This window comes from Niabella aquatica (genome assembly GCF_054779315.1).
Window position 1 is genome coordinate 51,576 of sequence record NZ_BAAGYM010000038.1, and the last position, 21,427, is coordinate 73,002.

At 41.5% G+C, this 21,427-nt stretch carries 23 protein-coding genes and 1 tRNA gene; 11 read left to right on the forward strand and 13 right to left on the reverse strand.

The genetic code is table 11. The features are described from left to right. Positions 1 to 143 precede the first annotated feature (143 nt). The 3 genes from ACYVBM_RS20050 (at position 144) to ACYVBM_RS20060 (ending at position 2,789) form a co-directional block, all read left to right on the forward strand. Positions 144 to 656: a hypothetical protein gene (locus ACYVBM_RS20050; RefSeq protein ID WP_460687481.1), complete on the forward strand. Its 513-nt coding sequence runs from the start codon at positions 144 to 146 to the stop codon at positions 654 to 656. A gap of 683 nt (positions 657 to 1,339) precedes the next feature. Beyond that, positions 1,340 to 2,125 (forward strand): sensor histidine kinase, encoded by a 786-nt coding sequence (locus tag ACYVBM_RS20055; protein ID WP_460687482.1) that lies wholly within the window; start codon positions 1,340 to 1,342, stop codon positions 2,123 to 2,125. 4 nt (positions 2,126 to 2,129) lie between these two features. Further along, positions 2,130 to 2,789 (forward strand): response regulator, encoded by a 660-nt coding sequence (locus ACYVBM_RS20060; RefSeq protein ID WP_460687483.1) that lies wholly within the window; start codon positions 2,130 to 2,132, stop codon positions 2,787 to 2,789. Between the two features lie 94 nt (positions 2,790 to 2,883). Here ACYVBM_RS20060 and ACYVBM_RS20065 read toward each other — a convergent pair whose 3' ends face one another. The 3 genes from ACYVBM_RS20065 to ACYVBM_RS20075 form a co-directional block, all read right to left on the reverse strand. After that, positions 2,884 to 3,399 carry an RDD family protein gene (locus ACYVBM_RS20065; RefSeq protein WP_460687484.1) on the reverse strand — a complete coding sequence of 172 codons (516 nt, stop codon included), beginning with the start codon at positions 3,397 to 3,399 and terminating at the stop codon, positions 2,884 to 2,886. Positions 3,400 to 3,490: 91 nt separating this feature from the next. Next, on the reverse strand, positions 3,491 to 4,207 hold the full coding sequence (locus ACYVBM_RS20070; protein ID WP_460687485.1) for a DUF4197 domain-containing protein: 717 nt from the start codon (positions 4,205 to 4,207) through the stop codon (positions 3,491 to 3,493). 33 nt (positions 4,208 to 4,240) lie between these two features. Further along, positions 4,241 to 4,792: a YqgE/AlgH family protein gene (locus tag ACYVBM_RS20075; protein ID WP_460687486.1), complete on the reverse strand. Its 552-nt coding sequence runs from the start codon at positions 4,790 to 4,792 to the stop codon at positions 4,241 to 4,243. Between the two features lie 222 nt (positions 4,793 to 5,014). On the opposite strand from ACYVBM_RS20075, the gene ACYVBM_RS20080 reads away from it, so the two are divergent. Then, on the forward strand, positions 5,015 to 6,361 hold the full coding sequence (locus ACYVBM_RS20080) for a sensor histidine kinase (RefSeq protein ID WP_460687487.1): 1,347 nt from the start codon (positions 5,015 to 5,017) through the stop codon (positions 6,359 to 6,361). Positions 6,362 to 6,450: 89 nt separating this feature from the next. Here the strand turns inward: ACYVBM_RS20080 and dcd are convergent, their stop codons facing one another. Then, positions 6,451 to 6,987, reverse strand: coding sequence for a dCTP deaminase (dcd, locus tag ACYVBM_RS20085; protein ID WP_460687488.1), 537 nt, complete (start codon positions 6,985 to 6,987; stop codon positions 6,451 to 6,453). Between the two features lie 127 nt (positions 6,988 to 7,114). On the opposite strand from dcd, the gene ACYVBM_RS20090 reads away from it, so the two are divergent. Then, on the forward strand, positions 7,115 to 7,732 hold the full coding sequence (locus ACYVBM_RS20090) for a 4'-phosphopantetheinyl transferase family protein (protein WP_460687489.1): 618 nt from the start codon (positions 7,115 to 7,117) through the stop codon (positions 7,730 to 7,732). On the opposite strand, the gene ACYVBM_RS20095 is transcribed toward ACYVBM_RS20090, so the two are convergent. The 6 genes from ACYVBM_RS20095 to cobA form a co-directional block, all read right to left on the reverse strand. Next, entirely contained in the window at positions 7,729 to 8,958 is a 1,230-nt protein-coding gene (locus ACYVBM_RS20095; RefSeq protein ID WP_460687490.1) for a DUF2130 domain-containing protein, read from the reverse strand. The genes ACYVBM_RS20090 and ACYVBM_RS20095 overlap by 4 nt on opposite strands. A 196-nt stretch (positions 8,959 to 9,154) precedes the next feature. Beyond that, on the reverse strand, positions 9,155 to 9,454 hold the full coding sequence (locus ACYVBM_RS20100; RefSeq protein WP_460687491.1) for a hypothetical protein: 300 nt from the start codon (positions 9,452 to 9,454) through the stop codon (positions 9,155 to 9,157). 668 nt (positions 9,455 to 10,122) lie between these two features. Beyond that, entirely contained in the window at positions 10,123 to 10,542 is a 420-nt protein-coding gene (locus tag ACYVBM_RS20105) for an SH3 domain-containing protein (protein WP_460687492.1), read from the reverse strand. 87 nt (positions 10,543 to 10,629) lie between these two features. Then, the gene (locus tag ACYVBM_RS20110) at positions 10,630 to 11,112 is read right to left on the reverse strand and encodes a BON domain-containing protein (protein WP_460687493.1); all 483 of its coding nucleotides are present in this window, start codon (positions 11,110 to 11,112) and stop codon (positions 10,630 to 10,632) included. Between the two features lie 107 nt (positions 11,113 to 11,219). Next, the gene (locus ACYVBM_RS20115; protein ID WP_460687494.1) at positions 11,220 to 11,903 is read right to left on the reverse strand and encodes a Crp/Fnr family transcriptional regulator; all 684 of its coding nucleotides are present in this window, start codon (positions 11,901 to 11,903) and stop codon (positions 11,220 to 11,222) included. A 45-nt stretch (positions 11,904 to 11,948) separates the two neighbouring features. After that, a complete protein-coding gene (cobA, locus tag ACYVBM_RS20120; RefSeq protein ID WP_460687495.1) occupies positions 11,949 to 12,713 on the reverse strand; it encodes a uroporphyrinogen-III C-methyltransferase in 765 nt (254 codons plus the stop codon). Positions 12,714 to 12,932: 219 nt separating this feature from the next. Here cobA and nirB point away from each other — a divergent pair, with 219 nt between their 5' ends. The 4 genes from nirB to ACYVBM_RS20140 all read left to right on the forward strand — a co-directional run bounded on the left by nirB (position 12,933) and on the right by ACYVBM_RS20140 (position 17,288). Further along, a complete protein-coding gene (gene nirB, locus ACYVBM_RS20125) occupies positions 12,933 to 15,446 on the forward strand; it encodes a nitrite reductase large subunit NirB (RefSeq protein ID WP_460687496.1) in 2,514 nt (837 codons plus the stop codon). Between the two features lie 82 nt (positions 15,447 to 15,528). Further along, a complete protein-coding gene (gene nirD, locus ACYVBM_RS20130) occupies positions 15,529 to 15,894 on the forward strand; it encodes a nitrite reductase small subunit NirD (RefSeq protein WP_460687497.1) in 366 nt (121 codons plus the stop codon). 50 nt (positions 15,895 to 15,944) lie between these two features. Further along, complete coding sequence (locus ACYVBM_RS20135; protein WP_460687498.1) at positions 15,945 to 16,769, forward strand: formate/nitrite transporter family protein; 825 nt, start codon at positions 15,945 to 15,947, stop codon at positions 16,767 to 16,769. A gap of 114 nt (positions 16,770 to 16,883) precedes the next feature. Next, positions 16,884 to 17,288 carry a hypothetical protein gene (locus tag ACYVBM_RS20140; protein ID WP_460687499.1) on the forward strand — a complete coding sequence of 135 codons (405 nt, stop codon included), beginning with the start codon at positions 16,884 to 16,886 and terminating at the stop codon, positions 17,286 to 17,288. Here ACYVBM_RS20140 and ACYVBM_RS20145 read toward each other — a convergent pair. Beyond that, complete coding sequence (locus ACYVBM_RS20145) at positions 17,285 to 19,243, reverse strand: ABC-F family ATP-binding cassette domain-containing protein (RefSeq protein ID WP_460687500.1); 1,959 nt, start codon at positions 19,241 to 19,243, stop codon at positions 17,285 to 17,287. The two genes, ACYVBM_RS20140 and ACYVBM_RS20145, sit on opposite strands and share 4 nt — an antisense overlap. 79 nt (positions 19,244 to 19,322) lie before the next feature. Between ACYVBM_RS20145 and ACYVBM_RS20150 the strand changes: the two genes are divergently transcribed. Then, positions 19,323 to 19,949, forward strand: coding sequence for a DUF3347 domain-containing protein (locus ACYVBM_RS20150; protein ID WP_460687501.1), 627 nt, complete (start codon positions 19,323 to 19,325; stop codon positions 19,947 to 19,949). A 12-nt stretch (positions 19,950 to 19,961) separates the two neighbouring features. Then, positions 19,962 to 20,034: transfer RNA gene (locus ACYVBM_RS20155), tRNA-Lys, on the forward strand. Between the two features lie 185 nt (positions 20,035 to 20,219). Here ACYVBM_RS20155 and ACYVBM_RS20160 read toward each other — a convergent pair. Both ACYVBM_RS20160 and ACYVBM_RS20165 read right to left on the reverse strand, forming a co-directional pair. After that, on the reverse strand, positions 20,220 to 20,948 hold the full coding sequence (locus tag ACYVBM_RS20160; RefSeq protein WP_460687502.1) for an HmuY family protein: 729 nt from the start codon (positions 20,946 to 20,948) through the stop codon (positions 20,220 to 20,222). A gap of 42 nt (positions 20,949 to 20,990) precedes the next feature. Continuing rightward, a complete protein-coding gene (locus ACYVBM_RS20165) occupies positions 20,991 to 21,404 on the reverse strand; it encodes a tetratricopeptide repeat protein (protein WP_460687503.1) in 414 nt (137 codons plus the stop codon). Between the last annotated feature and the right edge of the window lie 23 nt (positions 21,405 to 21,427).

Below are 21,427 nucleotides of genomic sequence, written 5' to 3' on the forward strand. Positions count from 1 at the left end.
ACAGTCTTGAGGCAAGCGTATAATCTCCTGATTTTACCGGCGGATAAAACGGCATAAAATACCGTGAAAACACGGGGTTGTGAAAGCGGGGAGAGTTGGTTATTTTGAGGAAAATATTTTTTAACTATCAAAAATTTATATTTATGGTAAATGGTAAACCCATTAGTATTAGTCATGCTAAACGACTTGCAGAGAATTTTTCAGTTTTATTTACGTCTACTTCAGAACTGATTCAGGATATTTCTAAAAGGGATCCGAGGATACAAAAATATTTTGAAAAAATATCATCTAATAAACAATATAGTGCGTTTGTGTTTGACCGAAAATTAGTTGAGCGTTTCTTTGCCTTTTCAGAAGATGAAGTAGATACTTTGCTTGTGATAAATGGGGTATATGAAAAGATTGATTCTGACGATGATATAAAAAGGCAGGGAGAGCCAACGGTTATTTTAGTGGGATGTAAGAAAGAGGAAACAGCAGAGATAGATGCAGATGGGGTTAGAAGGGAATTGACCAGGTATAATCCCATAAAAAAAACCAGGTTGGATCTTCCGGCTACTGAGCATCCAAATTTCACAGCCACAACAATTGATGACACTAAACCATTGACTGATCTAGATGACGAAACTCGAACTTCGTTTATTCTTATTAGATGATTTGATTAATAAAGAAATGTAATATTTTTATGAAAAAGCAAAATGGGTTTTCGGGAAATTTTAAGCTATTGCTCAACCTGGATAGTAATAGCTCCTTTAATAATAGGAACCGCCTTATATGGATATCTTAAAGGTAATTCGAAACTCATTTTGCTTTTGATTGTTTTTGCAAGCATACCGCAAATAATGTTTGCATTGGTATGGAAACAAAACCCGGAAATTAATTTAGTATATAATATTTATACGCTGGTTGAATTTATTCTTTTAATGCTTTTCTTCTATCGTTTAAGAATATTTGACGGGGCTAAGTTTTTTTCAATCTTTTCAGTATTTGTTTTCGTTTTTGCGGTTGTTTATTTGGCGTTTATTTATGGCTTTCGAACTTTTTTTTTAAGCAGGCTGGTATTCCTTTCTAATTTCATATACACGGGCTGGATTTTATTTTATTTATATACAATCATAAAAGAAGATGCTATATTTAGTTTTAAATCATCTCAAACCTGGTATTTAACAGCCTATCTTTTATACAGCCCTTGCTCTGCTTTGGTTTTTTTGTTCTGGAACCAGAGAAATGATGGAATACCCATATTAAAAGATATCGGATTTGTGCAGAGCTTTTTCAATATTATTTTGTATGTTTTTATTGCTACAGGTTTTATAGTTGATTATACCAAAAATAAAAAATGTCAAGAGATGACCTAACTATATCAGTTGTTGCGGGCTCAGCATTCTTTCTGGTGCTGACTATTTTTTGTGTTCTTTTTGTTTTATATTATCTCAAACGCCGTGCACAGGAAAAGAAAGAGCGGGCGCTCTTGAATCTTAGGTTTCAGCAACAGTTGCTCCAATCCAAAATAGAGATCCAGGAGCAGGCTTTTAATAATATCAGCCAGGAGTTGCACGACAATATTGGCCAGCAGCTTTCTTTGGCAAAGCTCAACTTAGGCACCTTAAAAGAAATTAACAATACACAGGATAAAGAAAAAATTGAAAGCACCAGGGATCTGGTGAGTAATTCTATTTACCAGATAAGGAGCATTTCCAAAACCCTGCTGGGTGAAAAAGTGAGCAGCATTGGTATTACAGAAGCCATTAAAAATGAAGCAGAGCGCATCAGCAGGCTCGGGCTGGTGGATATAAACCTTTCATTTTCCTGTAACCATTTTTCCCTTGACGATCAGAAAGAGATCATTCTTTTTCGTATAGTGCAGGAAGCGCTCAACAATATCATTAAACATGCTGCTGCCAGCATCGTTAATATTTCCGTTGACGACGGGGCAGATCATCTTAAAATTCTCATACAGGATAACGGAAAAGGTTTTAAATTAGCTGGTGAAAGCACTTCTGGTATTGGGCTGATGAATATGAAGAACAGGGCGCATGCCATTGGGGCGGATCTTTTTATTGAAAGCTCGCCTGAACAGGGTACTTCCATAAAGATTTTATTGAAAAAACCAGCTGATCACTGAAACTATGCTTGAAACGAAACCTGTCTCTATCGCCATTGTAGACGATCATACCATGCTGCGCAAAGGCCTTGCCAATATTTTAAATGAAGAGGCGGATTTTTCTGTGGTGCTTGAAGCCGATAACGGAAAGCAATTCGCCGAGGCCATTGAAAAGACGAAGCTGGAGCCGGATATTGTACTGCTGGATGTGCATATGCCCTTAATGGATGGCTACGAGACCGCGGTATGGATCGAAGCCCATTTGCCTTTAACAGGCGTATTAGTGCTAAGCATGAATGATGATGAGGAAATGGTTATTAAAATGCTGCGTTGCGGCGCCAAGGGATACATACTGAAAGATGCTGATCCGCCGGAGCTTTGCCGCGCGATACGCGATGTAGTGAATCATGGTTACCATTTGTCGAAACTTGTAACAGGAAAACTGCTGTTCGCTATGAATAAACCCTCAGATACTACCAGCAATGCCAAACTTTCCACCAGGGAAAAGGAATTTTTAAACCTTTGCTGCAGTGATCTTACCTACAAGGAAATTGCTGATAAAATGTTTGTAAGTGTGCGAACGGTAGATGGCTACCGCGACAGCCTTTTTGAAAAGCTGGAACAAAGATCAAGGGTAGGGCTGGTTCTGTATGCTATCAAGCATCATTATTTCAAGGTGAAGTAGGTTGCAGGTTAAAGGCCAGAAAAAGTCTGAAACGGTCTTTAACCACTTTTCATTGTCATCATTTGCCCACTTCGGACCCCGGACTTCCGTCTGCTTACTTACCTTTAACAACCAGCGTTCCTGCCAGCTTGTCGTGCAGGGTTTGCTTTTTATCGTCCCACAGCATCATCAGGTATCCTATCAGCAAAATGATCGCAGAAAGGATAGTAGCAAAATAGCGGCCTGTAGCGTTTAAGAAAGAGATGCGTTCTCCGTTCATACCGGTTACTTTTATCCCTAAAGCTCTTTTGCCAAAAGTAGCCTGCCACGGTCCGGAGATCATCAATGCTGAATAAAGCCATTGCACTATGAATGAAGTGATATTGGATGTGCTGAAATAAGTAGCGCTCATTGTGCCAGAGAAGCCTTCTCTTTGGCTCATGGTAAGGATCTCTTCGGTGCTTGGAGCACCCAGTATGATCCCTATAAAATAGCCGATAATCCAGAGTATGATAGCGTCGATAATTACAGCAGCAAATCGTTCCCAAAATCCTGCATAAACTACCGGAGGCGCATCATTGAATAAATTAGATGCTCCCTGGTAGCTGTAAGGAGTAGTAGGTTCGGTCATGGTTATTGGTTTTAGGATTGAAAATGAGTTCTAAACTACTAAAAATAAGTGGTTAAACAACCACAGGATAAAAAAATAATCCGGCACTAATTTACCGTGAGCTGTTGTTCTTTTGGAGGTCAGCATAGCCAAACACGCGCTGTAATAAGGGGGTAGTACGTGCCGACAGATTGGACCGGATATCTTCTTCCTTGTTGGCTACATATAAAAACATGGCATCAATAGCCCTTGCTGCAATGAAATCGTTCAGGTTCGGCTCAAGTTTTTTGGTTATCAGCGGAATTGAATTATAAGCCTTTGCAAGGGTATTATATTCATTACCTGCGCCTGTTGTACGTATGGTGCTGTCTACAATAGGGCGGAAGGCCGTCATTAATTGCGGCGACATGGCCGATTTGAAATATTGGGTAGCGGCATGGTTATTTCCACTTAATAAAATGCCTGTGGCGTCGCCGATGCTCATGTTTTTTACCGAGTTTAAAAAAACAGGTTTGGCTTTTTGCACTGCAAGAGACATGGCGTTGGTGTATTTGGCAGTTACATTGTTCACCACCTGGGTAAGGCCCAGGTCTCTTAATGTTTTTTCGATTTTTGCAGCCTCTCCGGGAAATGCAAAGCGAACCAGGGCATTCCCCTGGCTGGGATTGGCGAAAGCGTCAAAACCACTGAACAGTCCCTGCGTCAACGCTTCTTTGAGGCCCTGGGCTATCTCGAAATTAGAAAGTGTGCCTGCAACATTTTTAAGCGTGTCGCAGCCCGACAGAAAAAAACTGCAGCTCAGTACACCTGCAAATAATACTCTTCTCATGTTGAATAATGATATATTTTATATCCTTCGAAACTAATTCATCCTGGGATCAAGAGGCGCATTAATAATCAGCTTATATTCGCCTCCCAGCTCTTTCAATACATCTTTCCACAGCTCTTTTTCATTGGCCGAGAAAATAAATTTCCTGCTGGCTTCAGCTATGATCCATGCCTTTTCTTCCATTTCTATATCCAGCTGTCCCTCGCCCCATCCGCTATAGCCCAGGAAGAATCTTATTTTAGCGGGATCTGCTACCCGCGAATTGATCAGCCGGATAAGCTTATCAAAGTCTCCACCCCAGTAAACGCCGTTTATTATCTCCTTGCCGCCTGGTATCTGTTGCGGGTATTGATGTATAAAATGTAAGGTGTTGAGCTCTACGGGGCCACCTTCGAAAACAGGCAAATGAAAATCTGCCAGCTCCGGCACTAATTCGTCGACAGAATAGTCCAGCTGCCTGTTAAGAACAAATCCAAAACTACCCTCTTTATTATGCTCGCAAAGCAAAATAACAGATCGTAAGAAATTCGGGTCATCCAGGTGGGGATTGGCTATCAGTAATATTCCGGGTGCTGGCTCTATCATGAAGCCAATATAGCAATTTTCTGGGGAAACGCTGCCTTAAGGGGTATAAAAGTTTCAGGATTTAGCTGTTGCTCAAAAAGATGTAACAGGGCAGTGCGGCCATGGTTAACGTTTTAGTTAATAATACTGCGATTTTTTGTTGCTGATTTAAAAAAAGTTAAATATATGCCCAACAGTAACTAATAATGTATAGCATAATTGCTATGATTATATTTGCACGTTGTGAAAAGATTATTTTCTAGTATAACTGTTTTAATCACCCTGTCGTTAATAGGCATTATCGTAATGCAGGTGTCGTGGCTAAAGAACCTTATTGCATTGCGTGAAGACCAAGTGAAGCAGGAAATTAACAGTGTTTACCAGGGGCTCAGTATTGAATTTGGCAATTTGAGGGATCAGTATATAAACGAAGCCAGCCACGATTATAGCAGCCTGTTCTCGCAGCGTAATTTTTACGATCCGTTTAAATCCATAACGATCAGCTCCAGGTTAAGCAGTGATGAGATAGACAAGATCATACGCAGGGCTTTTAACAGGGCAAAGCTGCATGATATGAAATATGAGTACGCTTTTATAACAGGCTCAATGCTATCGGGAAATATCAATATAGAAAAACAGTCGCCCAACTTTTATGAGGTCAGCAGCGATACCTTAAAATATTATACTCCCCCGGTTAGTATTATTCAATCCAAAAGCGGTTCGGTTTCTGAAAACATTACCAAAGATGAAGCGCTTTATTTAACCGTTATTAACTGGAAATCTTTTGTTAAGCGGTCATTGATAGGAAGTATTCTGATGGCCGTATTATTTACACTGGTCATTGTATCTGCCTTTTATCTTACCGTGTATACAATGCTCAGGCAGAAAAAGCTGGGAGATATAAAGAATGATTTTATTAATAATATGACGCATGAGTTTAAAACACCTATTGCTACCATATCTCTTGCGGTAGATGCTTTAAAGAATGAAAAAGTACTCAACGACAGGGAAAAGCTGAATTATTTCAGCGGGATCATTAAGGAAGAGAACCAGCGAATGAATAAGCAGGTTGAAACCATATTGAAAGCTTCCCAGTTTGAAAAGCAGGAAGCTGATATTGATCTGAAACCCCTGCATGTGCATGAGGTAATAGAGAATGTGATAGATAACTTCCAGCTGCAGCTTCATGAAAAGAATGGTGATGCAGTACTGAATCTTGCAGCAGCCAGGGATGTGATCAAGGGCGATGAAGTGCATTTTACGAATCTTGTAAATAACCTGATAGACAACGCCGTTAAGTATTCAAAGGACCATGTGCCTATCCGGTTAAAGATATCTACCTTAAATTCGGGTAAAAATATTGTGATCATGTTTGAGGACAATGGCATAGGTATGGGCAGGGAAACCCAGAAGCGGATTTTTGAAAAATTTTACCGGGCGCATACCGGCAATCTTCACAATGTAAAAGGCTTTGGATTGGGCCTTAATTACGTTAAGTCTGTGGCCGATTCTCATGGAGGTACCGTTAAAGTGGAAAGCGTTGTTGGCAAGGGCTCTGTGTTTACCGTAGAATTGCCTTTGGCCGATTAAAAGGGAGTGTTAGGATAATTGCGGATGGATTGTTCCTCCTGGTGCTGCACCTCTCAGTGGCAAATTACAGTTGAATTTAGCTGTATAGTTCAAAATTTATTTTTCCACATCATACTTTCTACCGGCTTGTCGGGCTGGCTGCTGTACTTTGCATTTTTCTTCTGGTTGTACTTTATTTCTATATCGCCTTCTACGGGGAAATAAATAAGTTGTCCTACGGGCATTCCTTTGTACACCTTTACCGGTTGCTTTACTGAGATTTCAAGTGTCCAGTGTCCGCAAAAGCCTACATCGCCTTTCCCCGCGGTGGCGTGTATGTCTATGCCCAGGCGGCCTGTGGATGATTTGCCCTCCAGGAAAGGTACATGGGCGTGTGTTTCTGTGTACTCGGCAGTTACGCCCAGGTAAAATACATGAGGGTATAGCACAAACCCTTCATCAGGAATTTCAAAATATTCTATTTCGTTGTGCTTTTTGGCATCGAGTAAATGCTCGCGGTAAGTAGCCAGCCAATTGCCTAAATGCACATCATAGCTGTTGCTGCCCAGGCATTCCCGATCGTAGGGCTGAATGAGAATAGTACCTTTTCCCATTTCTTGTTGTATGCGTATGTCAGACAGGATCATTTTTTAGATTTTAGACGACAGACTTTAGACTTTGGTATTTAGCCGATAGATCTAACCTGTTTACTGCTTCCTTCTCCTCATTGACTAAATTCAATTACTTTGCGCAATATAAATTATTAGCATCATTATGCCCGTTTTTTATCAGCAAGATATTAATGAAACCACCCGGCTGGGTATATGGAAAATAGAAGAAGAAGAAGAGGCTTTTTTTAAAGTGCTTGTACCTTTGCACCGGGAGGTTACCCACCCCCATAAGCGGCTGCAGCACCTGGCAGGCAGGTTTTTGTTAAGATATTTATTTGCAGATTTCCCTTCGCACCAGGTACAGATCGCCGATACCAGGAAGCCTTTTTTACCTGGAGAAGCCTATCACTTTTCCATATCCCATTGCGGTGACTATGCGGCTGCTATTGTAAGCCGTGATCACAGGGTAGGAATAGATATAGAGATACCAACGGATAAAGTGGTCCGAATCAGGCATAAGTTCATAAGCCCTGAAGAGGAGAATGCCATCCGGCCGGTGACCAGCGAAGAGCTGACGCAGGTATGGAGTGCTAAAGAAGCCGTGTTTAAATGGCACGGAGACGGAGCGGTAGATTTCAGAAAGCATATCCAGCTAAAGGCTTATGATACCCGTAAAACAGCCTTCCATTGCTTTTTTACAAAAAGAAACGTGCTGATCAATGTACCGCTTAAGCTTTTCAATAACCTCTGCCTGAGCTACGTGTATACCCCGGCTTTTTAGTCTTTTTCTTCTTCGTAGTTATAGCCTAATAAGTTAAGGTCTACATTTTCTAAGCCACTGATGCCATCTATAGAGCCACGGATGTGGGTAGCGTTCAGCAACACTTTTTCGAGTTGCTTTTCCCGGGCTTTCCAAAGGCGCTCCATGGCATCCCGTTCTTTTTGTATGCTTATCTTCATACTTAAAAAGCCCTCTCGTATCGCTTTCCATTGTTCTGCAAATTCCGAACCGGTAAGGTAGCTGTAAAGCATATTCATTTTGTCACCCTTATTATCCTGGCTTTTAGCAGCATTGTAAATACGCAGTATACCGTCACGCAGTACAGCGGCTAATGCCCTCGCTTCAGAAAAACTACAGATCCATACGCCCTCTTTTTCTCCAAAACAATCCATGTCCTTAGGGTAACGGCGGGTAACTAAAATGGCTATATCAGCACCCAGGGAACGCATATCTGCTTTTAATTTTTCTATCCATTCTCCTCCAAAATTTTCGGCACGCTTACTTTCCCATATGATGCGGCCGCACTCTGCGCCCAGGTTGTTTCTAACCACCTGTATACAATCTGCACCCCGCATTCCTTTGCCTACTTCCTCTATCCTGTCAAATGGAAAGGCGGCTGCCAGCAGCTCCTCCAGCGCCAGTTCCTGGCTCTCTCCCTGTAATTGCATGGAACCCTGTTCCGCCTTACGTTTCATTTCACTGGCGAGCTTTTTCTGGTCTTCCAGCTGCTTTTCCAGTTCCCGGAGCTTCAGCTGGTATTCGGTTTCTTTCTGCGCTGATTTTTCGGCTTCTATTTTTCGCAGGTTATCGGCGAGTTTTTCTCTTTCTTCGGCTAATTTTTTCTGAAGGGTAAGGTCCAGCTCTTCTTCCTTGTTTTTCAGCTCCTGCTCGCGTTTTAAATAGGCGGCTTCCCGCTGCCTTGATTGCTTCAGTTTTGCCTCATTTTCTTCATTCGCTTTTTGTAATAACAACAGCCTGTTTTCAAAGTCTCCTGTGATGCTTGTACGGATCTGCTCTTCTAATTGTTTTTGTAAAGAGGATTTTTCCTGCTGCAGTTTTTGCTGCCACTCCGATTCTCTTTTTTGAATCTCGGCCTGGTGCTCCTCATTTTTCTTCCTTTGCCACTCACTCACTTTAGCACGAAGCTCTTTTTCTACTTCTTCGCGTATAGCATCATTAGGTTCAAACTCATTGCCGCAGGACGGGCATTTTATTTTTGTGGACATAGTATGATTTGTATGCCCAAACGTACATGAAATTTTTCGTTCATAAAATACAAAGAAAGAATGAAAATTTTTTAGGATCTCTTTGACAAAACAATAATAAAATTGCAAACAAATTATAGAGCATGAGCATCTAAAACAATAGCCATCTCGTGCGAGATGGCTATTGCAACCAGCCAGAAACAGTAAATAGTACTGATTAAGCTTCGTTTTCTTCTTCTGTTTTAATATCGTACTGTTTTGCACTTAACAATTCTCTGTTTGTTATTGCGTAAAAAGCATTATTGTATTTACTCAATTGCATGGAGAGAGAAGTATTTATATCTGGATTTATTATTGATACGGCTGTAGTGTCAGGAACACTTGTTGTATCTGTAGGCTCTGGCGTTTCTGTTGTGTCAGGCACCGGCGTTTTTGTAGTATCTGTTTGCGCCATTGCTGTGCCGAAAATAAAGGCAGAAGCGGCTACCAGTACGAATTTTGTTGCAATTTTTTTCATTTTATAAAGGTTTATAGTTAATAATAGCGTCATTTACATTGAAAGCTGACGCGTTATATTATTATAAACGTCTGGTAGGGACCATTACGTATAAAAATAACGTTAAGGTATTCTTTAAAATTTCTAAAAAAATCTCTTTTTATTATATATAATTTATAGATCATTGATTTTCATTTGATAAAATTTTAAAATTTGTGTTATGATTAAACGTAGAATTCTGTTATATTATAAATGAAGCTGTTAAAACATAAATGGATACAAGAAATCCTTTTACATCAGGCCGGGCAACATTTTTCCTGCTTCGGACAATAATACCGCTTTTAACATTCAATCTGTTCAATAAGCGATCCGGGATAAGCTTGCCGAACTATGATCTATTTGAAAAGATTCTTTGTCGGCCTGTTAATAAAAATTGTTAAATGAAAATCAATGATATCCTGTCCTGGCTAAGGGTATTGATATCTATCGCCTGAGACCTCGTCAACAGTTTACTGTTTGTTATTTTAAAGAACCTGATTTTCCTGTTATTTGGGCCTCAGTACGACAAGAACTTTCAAAGAAAACTGTAAGAACGTAAAACTTAGACAGGCACCTGTTAAAAAAGCTGTCTCCTGTAATGCTTTAACACACACAGGAGACAGCTTTAAAATGGTAATAAAGTCTGGATACTAAGAAACCGGCTCTAAATATTGTGCATAAGCATATCCTTCTTCGCCGTCTTTAGTACGAACCGACCACCAAAGATCGCTCGACCTATTTACCAGTGTTATAATTTCGTCTTTAGCGGCTTTCCCTACAATGGGTTGATCGGTACCTGGGCCTTTTCTTATATTCAGGTTAGATTCCTGTGTAATAACGCGAACCTGGCTTCCAGCATCTGCTTTAGCATTTACATTTAAAACCAGATCTCCGCTTGCGTAGTTAGGATCGATCTGGTTGTACACGTCCCATAACTGGTCTTTCACTGCACCATTAGGTGCATCGCCGTCAATATATAAAACGCCATCCTGCTCTCTTACAGCCAGGTTAGCTACGCCTGCAGCATTGGCTGCGTCAACCAAAGCCTGATATTTTTCCTGAAGTGCCATAATATATTTTTTAAACTTTTTAATTTATTGATTAATGTTGAATAACCCGCTTTTTATTGTCTCTATCTGCGTGGTTATCCGGCCCTTTTATTTAACAGTAAGCCCTGAGCTTTCTACTTTTTTAGGTTTGGTGGCCTGTACTTTTTGCATCAGGGTTTTCAGGTCAGACTTAGCAATTTCACCTGTTAAGGTAACCACGCCATCGGTAACTGTAGCAGAAACAGTAGGATGGTCTTTAACAGCGTCTTTTACAGCAGTAGTAAGCGAATCATCAGGAGTAATAGCAACCGGTGGAGGCAGCGGTGCCACTGTGGTTTGATTCATAACGCTTTTTATACCTTTCACCTCTTTTACGGCAGTTTCTGCAGCAGCCTGGGCTGCAGGGTCTTTAACTTCGCCGGAGATAGTGGCTACTCCATCTTTAACTTCAACGGTAGCACCACTTAAATCTGGGTTGGCTTGGATAGCAGCTTCTGCAGCAGTTTTTAATTCGGCATCACTTTTTCCTTTACAGGAAGGTAAGGCGAATGAGAATGTAACAATGGCAACAATGGCCAGAATTCTTTTCATTTTCATTTAGTTTTTAAGTGTTTAGTAAAAAAATTACAAAACGAATATAATCGAATTAAATGCCAATAAGTGTATTAGCAGGTCCCATTTCGGAAATTATTTTAATATTAACAGATGGCGGCAACTATGGCTTCATGGTTTAAGAGCGCAATATTTTTTGCTTCTGTTTTAATATACCCCAGCTCTGTAAACTCGTTGATGATTTTGTAAACAGTTTCGTAGGCGGTACCTACATAGGCGGCAATATCGTGCCGGCTTATAGTAAAGGCAATGTAGCCGGCTGCATCCTTTCCGAATTTTCTTTCAAATGCTAATAAAGCGCTGGCCAGCCGGGCCCTGACGGTCATATGTGCCAGGTTGCGCATCCGTATTTCTGACAACTGTAGCTCATCGGCCATAAACATCATAAAGTGATAGGCAAAATCTTTATTTACTTTGAATGTGGCTTCAAAAAAATCAAGGCTGATATAACATAAACTAACCGGGGTCAGCGCGGTTGCGGTGATCGGGTAATTGGTGGTGGTAGTGCTCAGGCCTCTGTGTCCTAAAATATCCTGGTTGTGCGCAAAACGCAGGATCAGCTCTTTTTCTTCGTCCCAAAGCTTGTGCACTTTAGCTACACCGCTAAGCATAAAATAAATGCCTGTTACCGTATCGCCTTCAGCAATAATGGTTTCATTCTTTTTATACTGACGAACCTGAAGGTTGGCTTCGAGCGCGGGCCACCATTCCTTGATGCAATGGGCATGTAGAAAAGATTGGGTCGTATCAATGATTTTTTTCTGACGCATAGCAATAAAGGTAAAAGGATCTTTACGGGTGATATATGATATATATTACCTGTTTAAGGTTTTCAGCAGATCTTTTACATGATTATCAGCAGCTAATTTCGCGGGCAGGGCCACTACATCGCCTATGATGATAATGGCCGGATTTTCCAGGCCGGCATATTGTGCCCTGAAGTAAATGTCTTTTACCTGGCCGGTAACTATTTTTTCGTCCGGCAAAGTTCCGTTCTGGATAATAGCTGCGGGTGTTTCGGCTTTGCCGTATTCGCTAAATATCCCTGCTATCCTTTCGAGCCGGCTCATTGCCATCAGTATGACTACGGTAGCGGTTGGCCGGGCCGCTAATTTTATATCACCTGATATATCCCCGCTTTGGGTAGTGCCGGTAATTACCCAAAAGCTTTCGTTGGTGCCCCTTGCGGTAACAGGGATCATTTGTGATGCCGGTACGGCCAGAGTGCTGGATATGCCAGGTACCACTTCTACATCAATGCCCGCATTTTTTGCGGTTTCTATTTCTTCCCAGGCCCGGCCGAATACAAAAGGGTCGCCACCTTTCAGGCGTACCACATATTTGTGTTTGCTGCTGTATTCAAGTATGAGGGTATTGATTTCCGATTGGCTTAATGCATGACAGCCGTACCTTTTCCCTACAAATTGTTTAACACAGTCTTTTTTGCAATAGGATAACAGTTCTTCATTAGCTAACGCATCATATAATATTACGTCAGCTTCTTTTAGCTTCCTGATGGCTTTTAAAGTGATCAGTTCGGGATCTCCAGGACCTGCACCAATTAATATTAATTTTGCCATATATTAAACATTATTAAAAAATATATATAATATAATTTATTCAAAAATACAAAATATTAATCGAAATTTATTATATTTATAATAACATAAATAAAAATAATATTATTTATAATAGGTAAAAAGAAAAAATATTTGGAAGTCGTGATATTATTTATTGTATATAATTTATTTTAATTTATTTATTGCCTGCCATTTTCTAAAACTTTAAAAACGAGGTTTATGAAAATTATTATTATTGGAAATGGCATGGTGGGCCAAAAATTCTGCGAAAAACTGCTCTCTAAAGAAATTCCTGATCTGCACATAACTGTATTTGGAGAAGAAACCCTTGCCGCTTACGACAGGGTTCATCTCAGTTCTTATTTTGGAGGAAAGACAGTAGCGGATTTAACCTTACAGCCTGTAAAATGGTATAAGGAAAACGGTATTGAACTGCGTTTGGGCGACCCGGTACTGGAAGTAAACCGGGAATATAAAACCGTTCGTTCTTTCGAAGGGGTAACACTTTCTTATGATTATCTCGTTTTTGCTACCGGTTCCTCAGCATTTGTACCGCCTATACCGGGAGTAGATAAGCAGGGTGTTTTTGTATATCGTACGATTGAAGATCTGAATATGATATGGCGCCATGCTCCAACGGCCAAAACCGCTGTGGTTATCGGTGGAGGTTTGTTGGGGCTTGAGGCTGCCAAAGCCTGTCTTGACCTGGGCATAAAAGATACGCATATTATTGAGTTTGCTCCAAGGCTGATGCCTCGCCAGATAGATGAGGCAGGCTCAGATATACTGGTGCAGAAATTAAAGGAGCTGAATATTACCACCCATACCGGTAAGAACACAGCTGCCATTTTAGGCAACGAAACCATCAGGGGAATGATTTTTACTGATGGATCTATTTTAAGTACCGATATATTGATTATATCTGCTGGTATTAAGCCGCGCGATGAGCTGGCACGTACCTGCGGGTTGGCTGTGGGGCCAAGAGGTGGTATTGTAGTGAATGATGAAATGTGTACAAGCGACAGCTCAGTATTTGCTATTGGGGAGTGTGCGCTGCACAATTCGGTGATCTATGGATTGGTAGCTCCCGGTTATGAAATGGCAGATGTGGTGGCATGCCGCCTGGCTGGTACACAAAAATACTTCCGGGGCTTTGATATGAGCACCAAGCTGAAGCTGATAGGTGTGGATGTGGCCAGCTTTGGTGATCCGTTCATTGCCGGAGATGAAGCAAAAACAATAGTGTTCAGGGATCATCACCGCGGTATTTATAAAAGGATCAATTTTTCTAATGACGGTAAAGAACTTTTAGGTGGTGTATTGGTAGGCGATGCTGATGCTTACAATATGCTGCTGCAGATCTGCAAAAATAAAATGGCGTTACCTCCTGATTCGATGGACCTTATCATTAAGCCAAAAGAAGGAGGCGGGGATACCGGCGCCGGTGTGGTGGCCTTACCTGATGACGCGCTTATATGCAGTTGCGAAGGAGTGACCAAGCTCGATATTTGCAATGCCGTTACGCAGCAGGGTTGTGAAACGGTAGATGCCATTAAAAAATGCACAAAAGCTGCAACAGGTTGTGGTGGTTGTGCGCCAATGGTGAAAGACATTATGGTGCATACCATGAAGCAGCAGGGCAAAATGGTGCGGAACGTGTTATGTGAGCATTTTGATTATTCAAGACAGGAGCTGTATGACCTGGTAAAGCTGAAAAACCTGCACAGTTTTGATGAAGTGCTGGACACATTGGGTAAAGGAGATGGCTGCGAAGTTTGCCGGCCCGCCATAAGCTCTGTTATTGCCAGTTTATGGAATGAGCTGATTGTTAAAAAAGAAAATGCTGCTTCACAGGATACCAATGACCGTTTTTTAGCTAATATACAGAAAGGAGGAACTTATTCAGTAGTGCCGCGCATTCCTGGCGGAGAAATTACCCCGGATAAATTAATGGTGATAGCCCAGGTGGCTAAGAAGTACGGCCTGTACACCAAGATCACGGGTGGTCAGCGTATAGATATGTTTGGGGCTCATGTAAGCGACCTGCCTGCTATTTGGGAAGAATTGATCGCAGCCGGATTTGAAAGCGGGCATGCGTATGGCAAAGCGCTTCGTACCGTAAAGAGCTGCGTGGGCAGCACCTGGTGTCGCTTTGGTTTACACGATAGTGTGAGCTATGCCATAAGAATAGAGGAACGTTATCGCGGGTTACGGGCGCCTCACAAATTAAAGTCTGCGGTATCAGGTTGTATAAGGGAGTGTGCGGAAGCCCAATCCAAAGACTTTGGCATTATTGCTACTGAAAAGGGCTGGAACCTGTATGTATGTGGTAATGGCGGATCCAAGCCTCAGCATGCTTTATTGCTGGCTGCTGATATTGACTCAGAAACCTGTATCAGGTATATTGACCGCTTTTTGATGTTCTACATTAAAACGGCCGACCCTCTTACCCGTACCGCTACATGGCTGAATAAAATGGAAGGGGGTATTGATTATCTGCGTAATGTAGTAGTACAAGATAGCCTGGGTATTGGTGAAGAGCTGGAAAGAGCAATGCAGGCATTGGTGGATAATTACCGGTGCGAATGGAAAAGCGTTGTGGAATCTGCTGAATTAAGAAGTAAATTTTCTCATTTTGTGAATGCTCCAATGGAAAAAGATCCAACCGTTACGTTCAATCCTATGCGCGATCAAAAGAAAGCGGCAGACTGGAATAAGGTTACTCCATCCTAAATAGCTATAGTATACTCTTTAAACTGTTTTTGACCTCTGACAGATCTCTTGCCTATTTATTAATGTTTAATTATTACAGTTTATGATGCCCAAAGAGCAACAAGAAATTCCCAATTCAGAACAATGGTTTGCAGCCTGCCGCACAGAAGATGTAGTGTTAAATGGTGGAGTGTGCGTTAAGTATGGTGATGAGCAGATTGCGCTCTTCTATTTTACGCGGCGCGATGAGTGGTATGCTACACAAAATCTATGCCCTCACAAGAAACAAATGGCTTTGAGCCGGGGAATGTTAGGTACAAAAAACGAGGAGCCCAAAGTGGCTTGTCCATTCCACAAAAAAACGTTTTCGCTGCTTACCGGCGAGTGCCTTAGCGGCGATGAGTGCAATATAAAAACTTACCCGGTAAAGGTAGAAGATGGCATAGTGTTTATAGGCGTCAACATATAAAGATTATCCTGTTTAGTAAAATATATTCTTCAACCCCAAACTTTATAACTATGGATTATGTATCTCCTAAAGAGGTGGCAGGCAATATGATGCAGGCCGCATTAAATAAATCAGCATTACCGGTTAAAGACCTTTTGATAAGAGGTTGTTTGTCGGGGGCGCTGCTGGCTATTTCGGTTACGCTGGCGTATGCAGCGGTAACGCAAACAAAAGTTCCTATTACTGGAGCCCTGGTTTTCCCGGTGGGCTTTGTCATTATTGCTTTGTTAGGATTGGAGCTGGTAACCGGTAGTTTTGCATTAGTGCCTTTGGCTTATATAGAAAAAAAGATCAGCGCTTCAACAATGCTGAAAAACCTGATGTGGGTGTTTTTGGGTAATTTAATCGGCAGTGTTTTGTATGGTGTTCTATATTGGGTAGCTACTTCTGCAATGAGTCCTGTTGTAGTTCCGGGTTCTATTGAGCAGATGATAGTTTCCGTTGCTGAAAAAAAGACAACGGGTTATGCCCAGAATGGCGCTGCCGGTTTGTTTTCAGCATTTGTAAAGGCTATACTTTGCAACTGGATGGTTTGTATGGGAGTGGTAATGGCTATGACCTCTAAATCAACCATTGGGAAGATGCTGGCAGCAGGGATACCCATTTTTATATTCTTTGCGTTAGGCTACGAGCATGCGGTGGTAAATATGTTCGTAATTCCTGCCGGAATATTATTCGGAGCAAAGGTAAGCATAGCCGATTGGTGGTTATACAACCAGCTTATTGTAACAGTGGGTAATATTATCGGTGGGCTATTCTTTACAGGCATGGCCATTTATTATACCTATGGAAAGCAAAGTGACAATCCGGTAGCCGGTTTGCAAAAAGCTGCTTAGCTTATTTCATTCTTCTTTTTTTCTTTATTAACTACAGACAGCAGTGAGGGCGCTGCCTCCTGCCTGTGTGTCTGTTAGAATCCGATCTACTTATAAGTCAACCAAAATAATAATATGAAATTTTTAAAAGGTATTTTTTCCCTGGCGATTATCCTGGGCACTGCTCTAAATGTGTATAGTCAAAATGAACGGGTAAAGATAAAACCTGTCTTATGGGAGGGAATGGTTGTTGCCGGCTATGCGGATAAGGGTGCCTTTGTGAATTTCGGCGGGCCTGCTATGAAATTAACCCATAAGCCATTTACCTTACTTTTAGGAATGCTGCCCAGTCTTCGTATAAAAGAAGACAAAATGCCTGCAGGCGCTAAAAAGAATGCAGCGGTGATGCCGGGTTTAGGAGCGGGTGTTAGTATCATTTATAAGCGTGTAGCTTTGCAGGTGCCGTTATATTATAATGCTAAAACCGCTACAACCAATGGGAAATGGTGTGTTGGTATAGGATTAGGGTATAAGCTTTAGCCTGCCTTCTCTTCCAGTTCTATCAGCAAAGCAAAAATGGATTCATATTTTTTTTCAAGTAGTACATTTTCTTCGGAAGCCTTTTTGTATTCCTGTTCAACTGCTAAAAATTTATCTTTCTCTGCATAGATGGCAGGATTGGCCAGTTTAGCTTCCAGTTCCCGCAGTAGTGATTTATTTTTATTAAGAGCATCTTCTGTTTGCTGAAACTGTTTCTGTTGTTTTTGCAGTTCTTTTTTATGCTCTTTATTGAGCGCCTGGCTTCTGTCAGATACTTCCGGCCTTTTTTCTTCCACTTTAGGCGATACAGTTTGCGAAGTTGCCGTTTCTTCTTTTTTATTGGTGGTGTTCTGCCTGGCCATGCGTTCATTCCATGCAACCCATTCATCATAAGTGCCTTTAAATTCTTTTATCTTATGATCGGAGATCTCCCAGATTTTATTGGCAGTCTTCGAAATGAAATACCGGTCGTGACTTACCAGCACCAGGCTGCCTTCATATTTTTTCAATGCGTCGATCAGCAGGTCGCAGCTATGCATGTCCAGGTGGTTGGTAGGCTCATCCAGCATTAAAAAGTTGGCTTTGCTGATAATGGTTTTTGCCAGAGCTACCCTTGCTTTTTCTCCACCGCTCAATACTTTTATTTTTTTATCTGCATCATCACCGCTAAATAAAAAACAGCCCAATAAGCTTCTGAGCTCTAATTCTGTCATCTGGCTGCCACATTCTTTCATTTCATCAATGATGGTGTTGTTCAGGTGCAGCGACTCTAACTGGTGCTGGGCGTAAAAACTTTCTTCTACATTGTGGCCCCATTTTCTTTCCCCTTTAATAGGTTCGATACCAGCTATAATGCGCAGCAGGGTAGATTTGCCTTTCCCGTTAGCACCGATCAGTGCTATTTTATCGCCCCGCTCTATTTCAGCATTGGCATTTTCAAGAATAATGTTTTCCCCGAAGGCTTTAGAAACCCCGGTGAGCTCTGTCAGTACCCTGCCTGGTGTTTTATCCACCCGGAAATTGATCTTTATATTAGGCCTTTCAATGCTTACATCTTCAATCCGCTCCAGCTTATCTAATTTTTTCATGATGCTTTGTGCCATAGCCGCCTTGCTGGCTTTGGCGCGGAAGCGCTCTACCAGCCTTTCGTTCTGCCTGATATAATCCTGCTGGTTTTCGTAAGCTTTTTGCTGCATTTCAATACGCACCGCTTTTTCGGTTTCATAAAATTCGTAGTTCCCATTATAAAAATGCAGTTCCTTCTGGTACAGTTCCACAATTTTTGTTACCATGCGATTGAGAAAATATTTATCGTGGCTTACGATCACTACGGCTCCCTGGTAATGCTGCAGGTATTTTTCCAGCCATTCAATAGAAGGCAGATCCAGGTGGTTGGTCGGCTCATCTAAAAGCAGCAGGTCGGGCCTGGCCAGTATCATTTTCGCCAGCAGCACCCGCATACGCCAGCCCCCGCTGAATTCTTTGTAAGGTCTTTGAAGGTCGGCATTGGAAAAACCCAGCCCCTGTAGTACCTGTTCTGTCTGATGGTGAATATTATACCCTCCTAATGTTTCCAGTTCATGTAATTTATCGGAATACTCGTGTAATGTTTTTTCATCGCCTGTTCTTTCCAGTTCTTTACCTAATGCTTCAATCTCTGCTTCCAGCTGTAATACCTTTTCAAAAGCGCCTAAGGCCACCTGTACAATAGATTCGTTAGTATCAAAGCTCAGCAGGTCCTGGTGCAGGTAGCCGATAGAGGTTTCTCTTCCTTTTTCAACAGTGCCTTCTGAAGGAGAGTAACCACCGGTCAGCAATTTAAGCAGCGTAGATTTGCCGGTTCCGTTATAGCCGATAAGACCGATCCGCTCATTGGGTTGTATATGCCATGTTGCGTTTTTTACAATAGTTCTTGCCCCAAATTCAAAAGTCACATTTTGTAAGCCTGCCAGCATAATATATATTTTTACTATTTTTGATACTTTATGAGTCTGCAAAAGTAGTAATTGCAGCCAGTAATACTAAGCCGTGGTTATGAAAAAACTATTTTTGATCGTTTTATTGTTGGCAGCAGCTTTTTTAGTGTATAAATATGCGTTTAAAAAAGAGGAGCCTGTAGGAGAAAAGCCGAAAGCTTTATCGGTAAGCGCTCATAGCGAAGCTTTTAATGCATCCGTTTCTGATATCCTGTCAGGTTATTATGCGATGACAGACGCTTTTGTGAACTGGGATAGCGCTGCTGTAAATAAAACAGCCCGGGAACTTCAATTGGCTGTTGATCATTTTAAAATAGACGAGTTGAAAAAGGATTCGGTTATTTATGAAACGGCTTTGTTCCCGGTGGATAACAGTAAACACAGTATCGCTGCTATTATCGGGTCTTCAGGCTGGGACGAGAAAAGGAGAGCGTTGCAGGAATTGTCAGAAAATTTACGTATGTTGCTGCTTACTGTAAAATACGATCGTTCTATTGTTTACTGGCAGGAATGCCCGATGGCTTTTGGTGAGGGAAGTATAGGTAACTGGTTAAGCGCCAAAGAGGAGGTAGTTAATCCCTACCTGGGTAAAAAGGACCCGAAGTATGGAGCAACCATGCTGAACTGTGGTGAAACAAAAGAAAAGATTGATTTTACGGTAGCAGATACAGTGCCTAATAAATAATAAAGGTTTTACGACTCCTTAGCTCAGTTGGTAGAGCTACTGACTCTTAATCAGTAGGCCCAGGGTTCGAGTCCCTGAGGGGTCACTTCCTGGGACAAGTCTAAAAAAGAAAGACTTGTCCCATTTTTTTTACCTTGTAACTTACTGTTATTCTGATAAATAAGAGCAATTGCGGAATTTAGTCTCGGAGTTCGATGTCTTGTTCCGTCAAATTCCAAAAAATCGGGGAACATCGAACTCAACTGCTTCATTTTGTAGTTTGCGGTCTGTTCAAAACTTATTGCTTCCGTCCGGCTGTAATACATAGTTGAATGTATAGTGCCGGAGTGGCCATTTTTCCTGCCTTTGGCTACCTTCTCCATAATCGGCAAAGGCTTCGCTGGCCATATCGGTAGCCGTTGGATTTCCTTTGTAGTAGCTAATCATTTCTATTTTCGCATATTTGCCTTTTGATGTTTTTGCGAGGATAAGCATCCCCGGCTTCATCAGTACTGTATGCTTCGGTTCGTTGTTATTGGTATAGGTGTAGTAGGAATTGCTCCCGCCTATATTGCCATCGCTGTAACCGCTTTCGGGAGCGGTATTGAAGGAGGCCAAAATACCCTCTGCCAATTGCCCGGTTGCTCCATTGCCAAAACTAATCGTAGTTCCCGAAAATTTAATGTCCCAATCTGTGGAGCTTTCGCTCACTTCTTTCTTCTGCTCTAAGCTAAAGAAAACGGCATCCTTTGTTTGCCCGTCAAGGTCTTTAACTGCCACTACTTCCAATATTTCGGTTTTGGTATAATGAGAAGATGCAATTGAGGCGATGCTGTCCACCGACAGCTTTACAGCGTTTTCGGGAACACTGACGTTGATAAGGTGCGAATAGATGACATTTCTGATTTCATATTGAAAGGTGTACACACAACCACTTAATGCAACAATCACGATGACTATGCCCACTACCAAACCTGTTATACCGTGTATTTCTCTTAGTATTCTCTTAAATTTAGACATCGATTTTTATTAACTTATTTTCTGCTAATTGCTCTTTCAGGCTTATGAGCAGTTTCTCCTGCTTTTTTCTCCGCCGTTTTCCCCGGCAAAATTGAGCAGTGCAATGCTTGCTCTTCTTAGTTCATGCTGAAGCTCGTTCATATTAATATGCTTCTGCCCGGAAAGATGCAGGAGATAATACACGGCACGTTTCAACATATTTTCTGCTGATTTCTTCTGTCCAAGCTCATCGTAGGTATTGGAAAGATTGTTGCACGAAATGATATAGACCTGCATAAACGGGATAGCCACCCGCAGGCAATCCCCCTGGTGATTGTTCAGCGCCTCTGCCCGATACAAAGCATCTTTGTAAACTGACAACGCTTTTTCAAAATCTCCATTATTAAAGCATTCATTTGCGGTCGTTGTTAACGCTTTCCAATGGTTTTCTATATGACTTATACAGGTATCACTCATCTTATTTCAAATTTTCGTTTGCA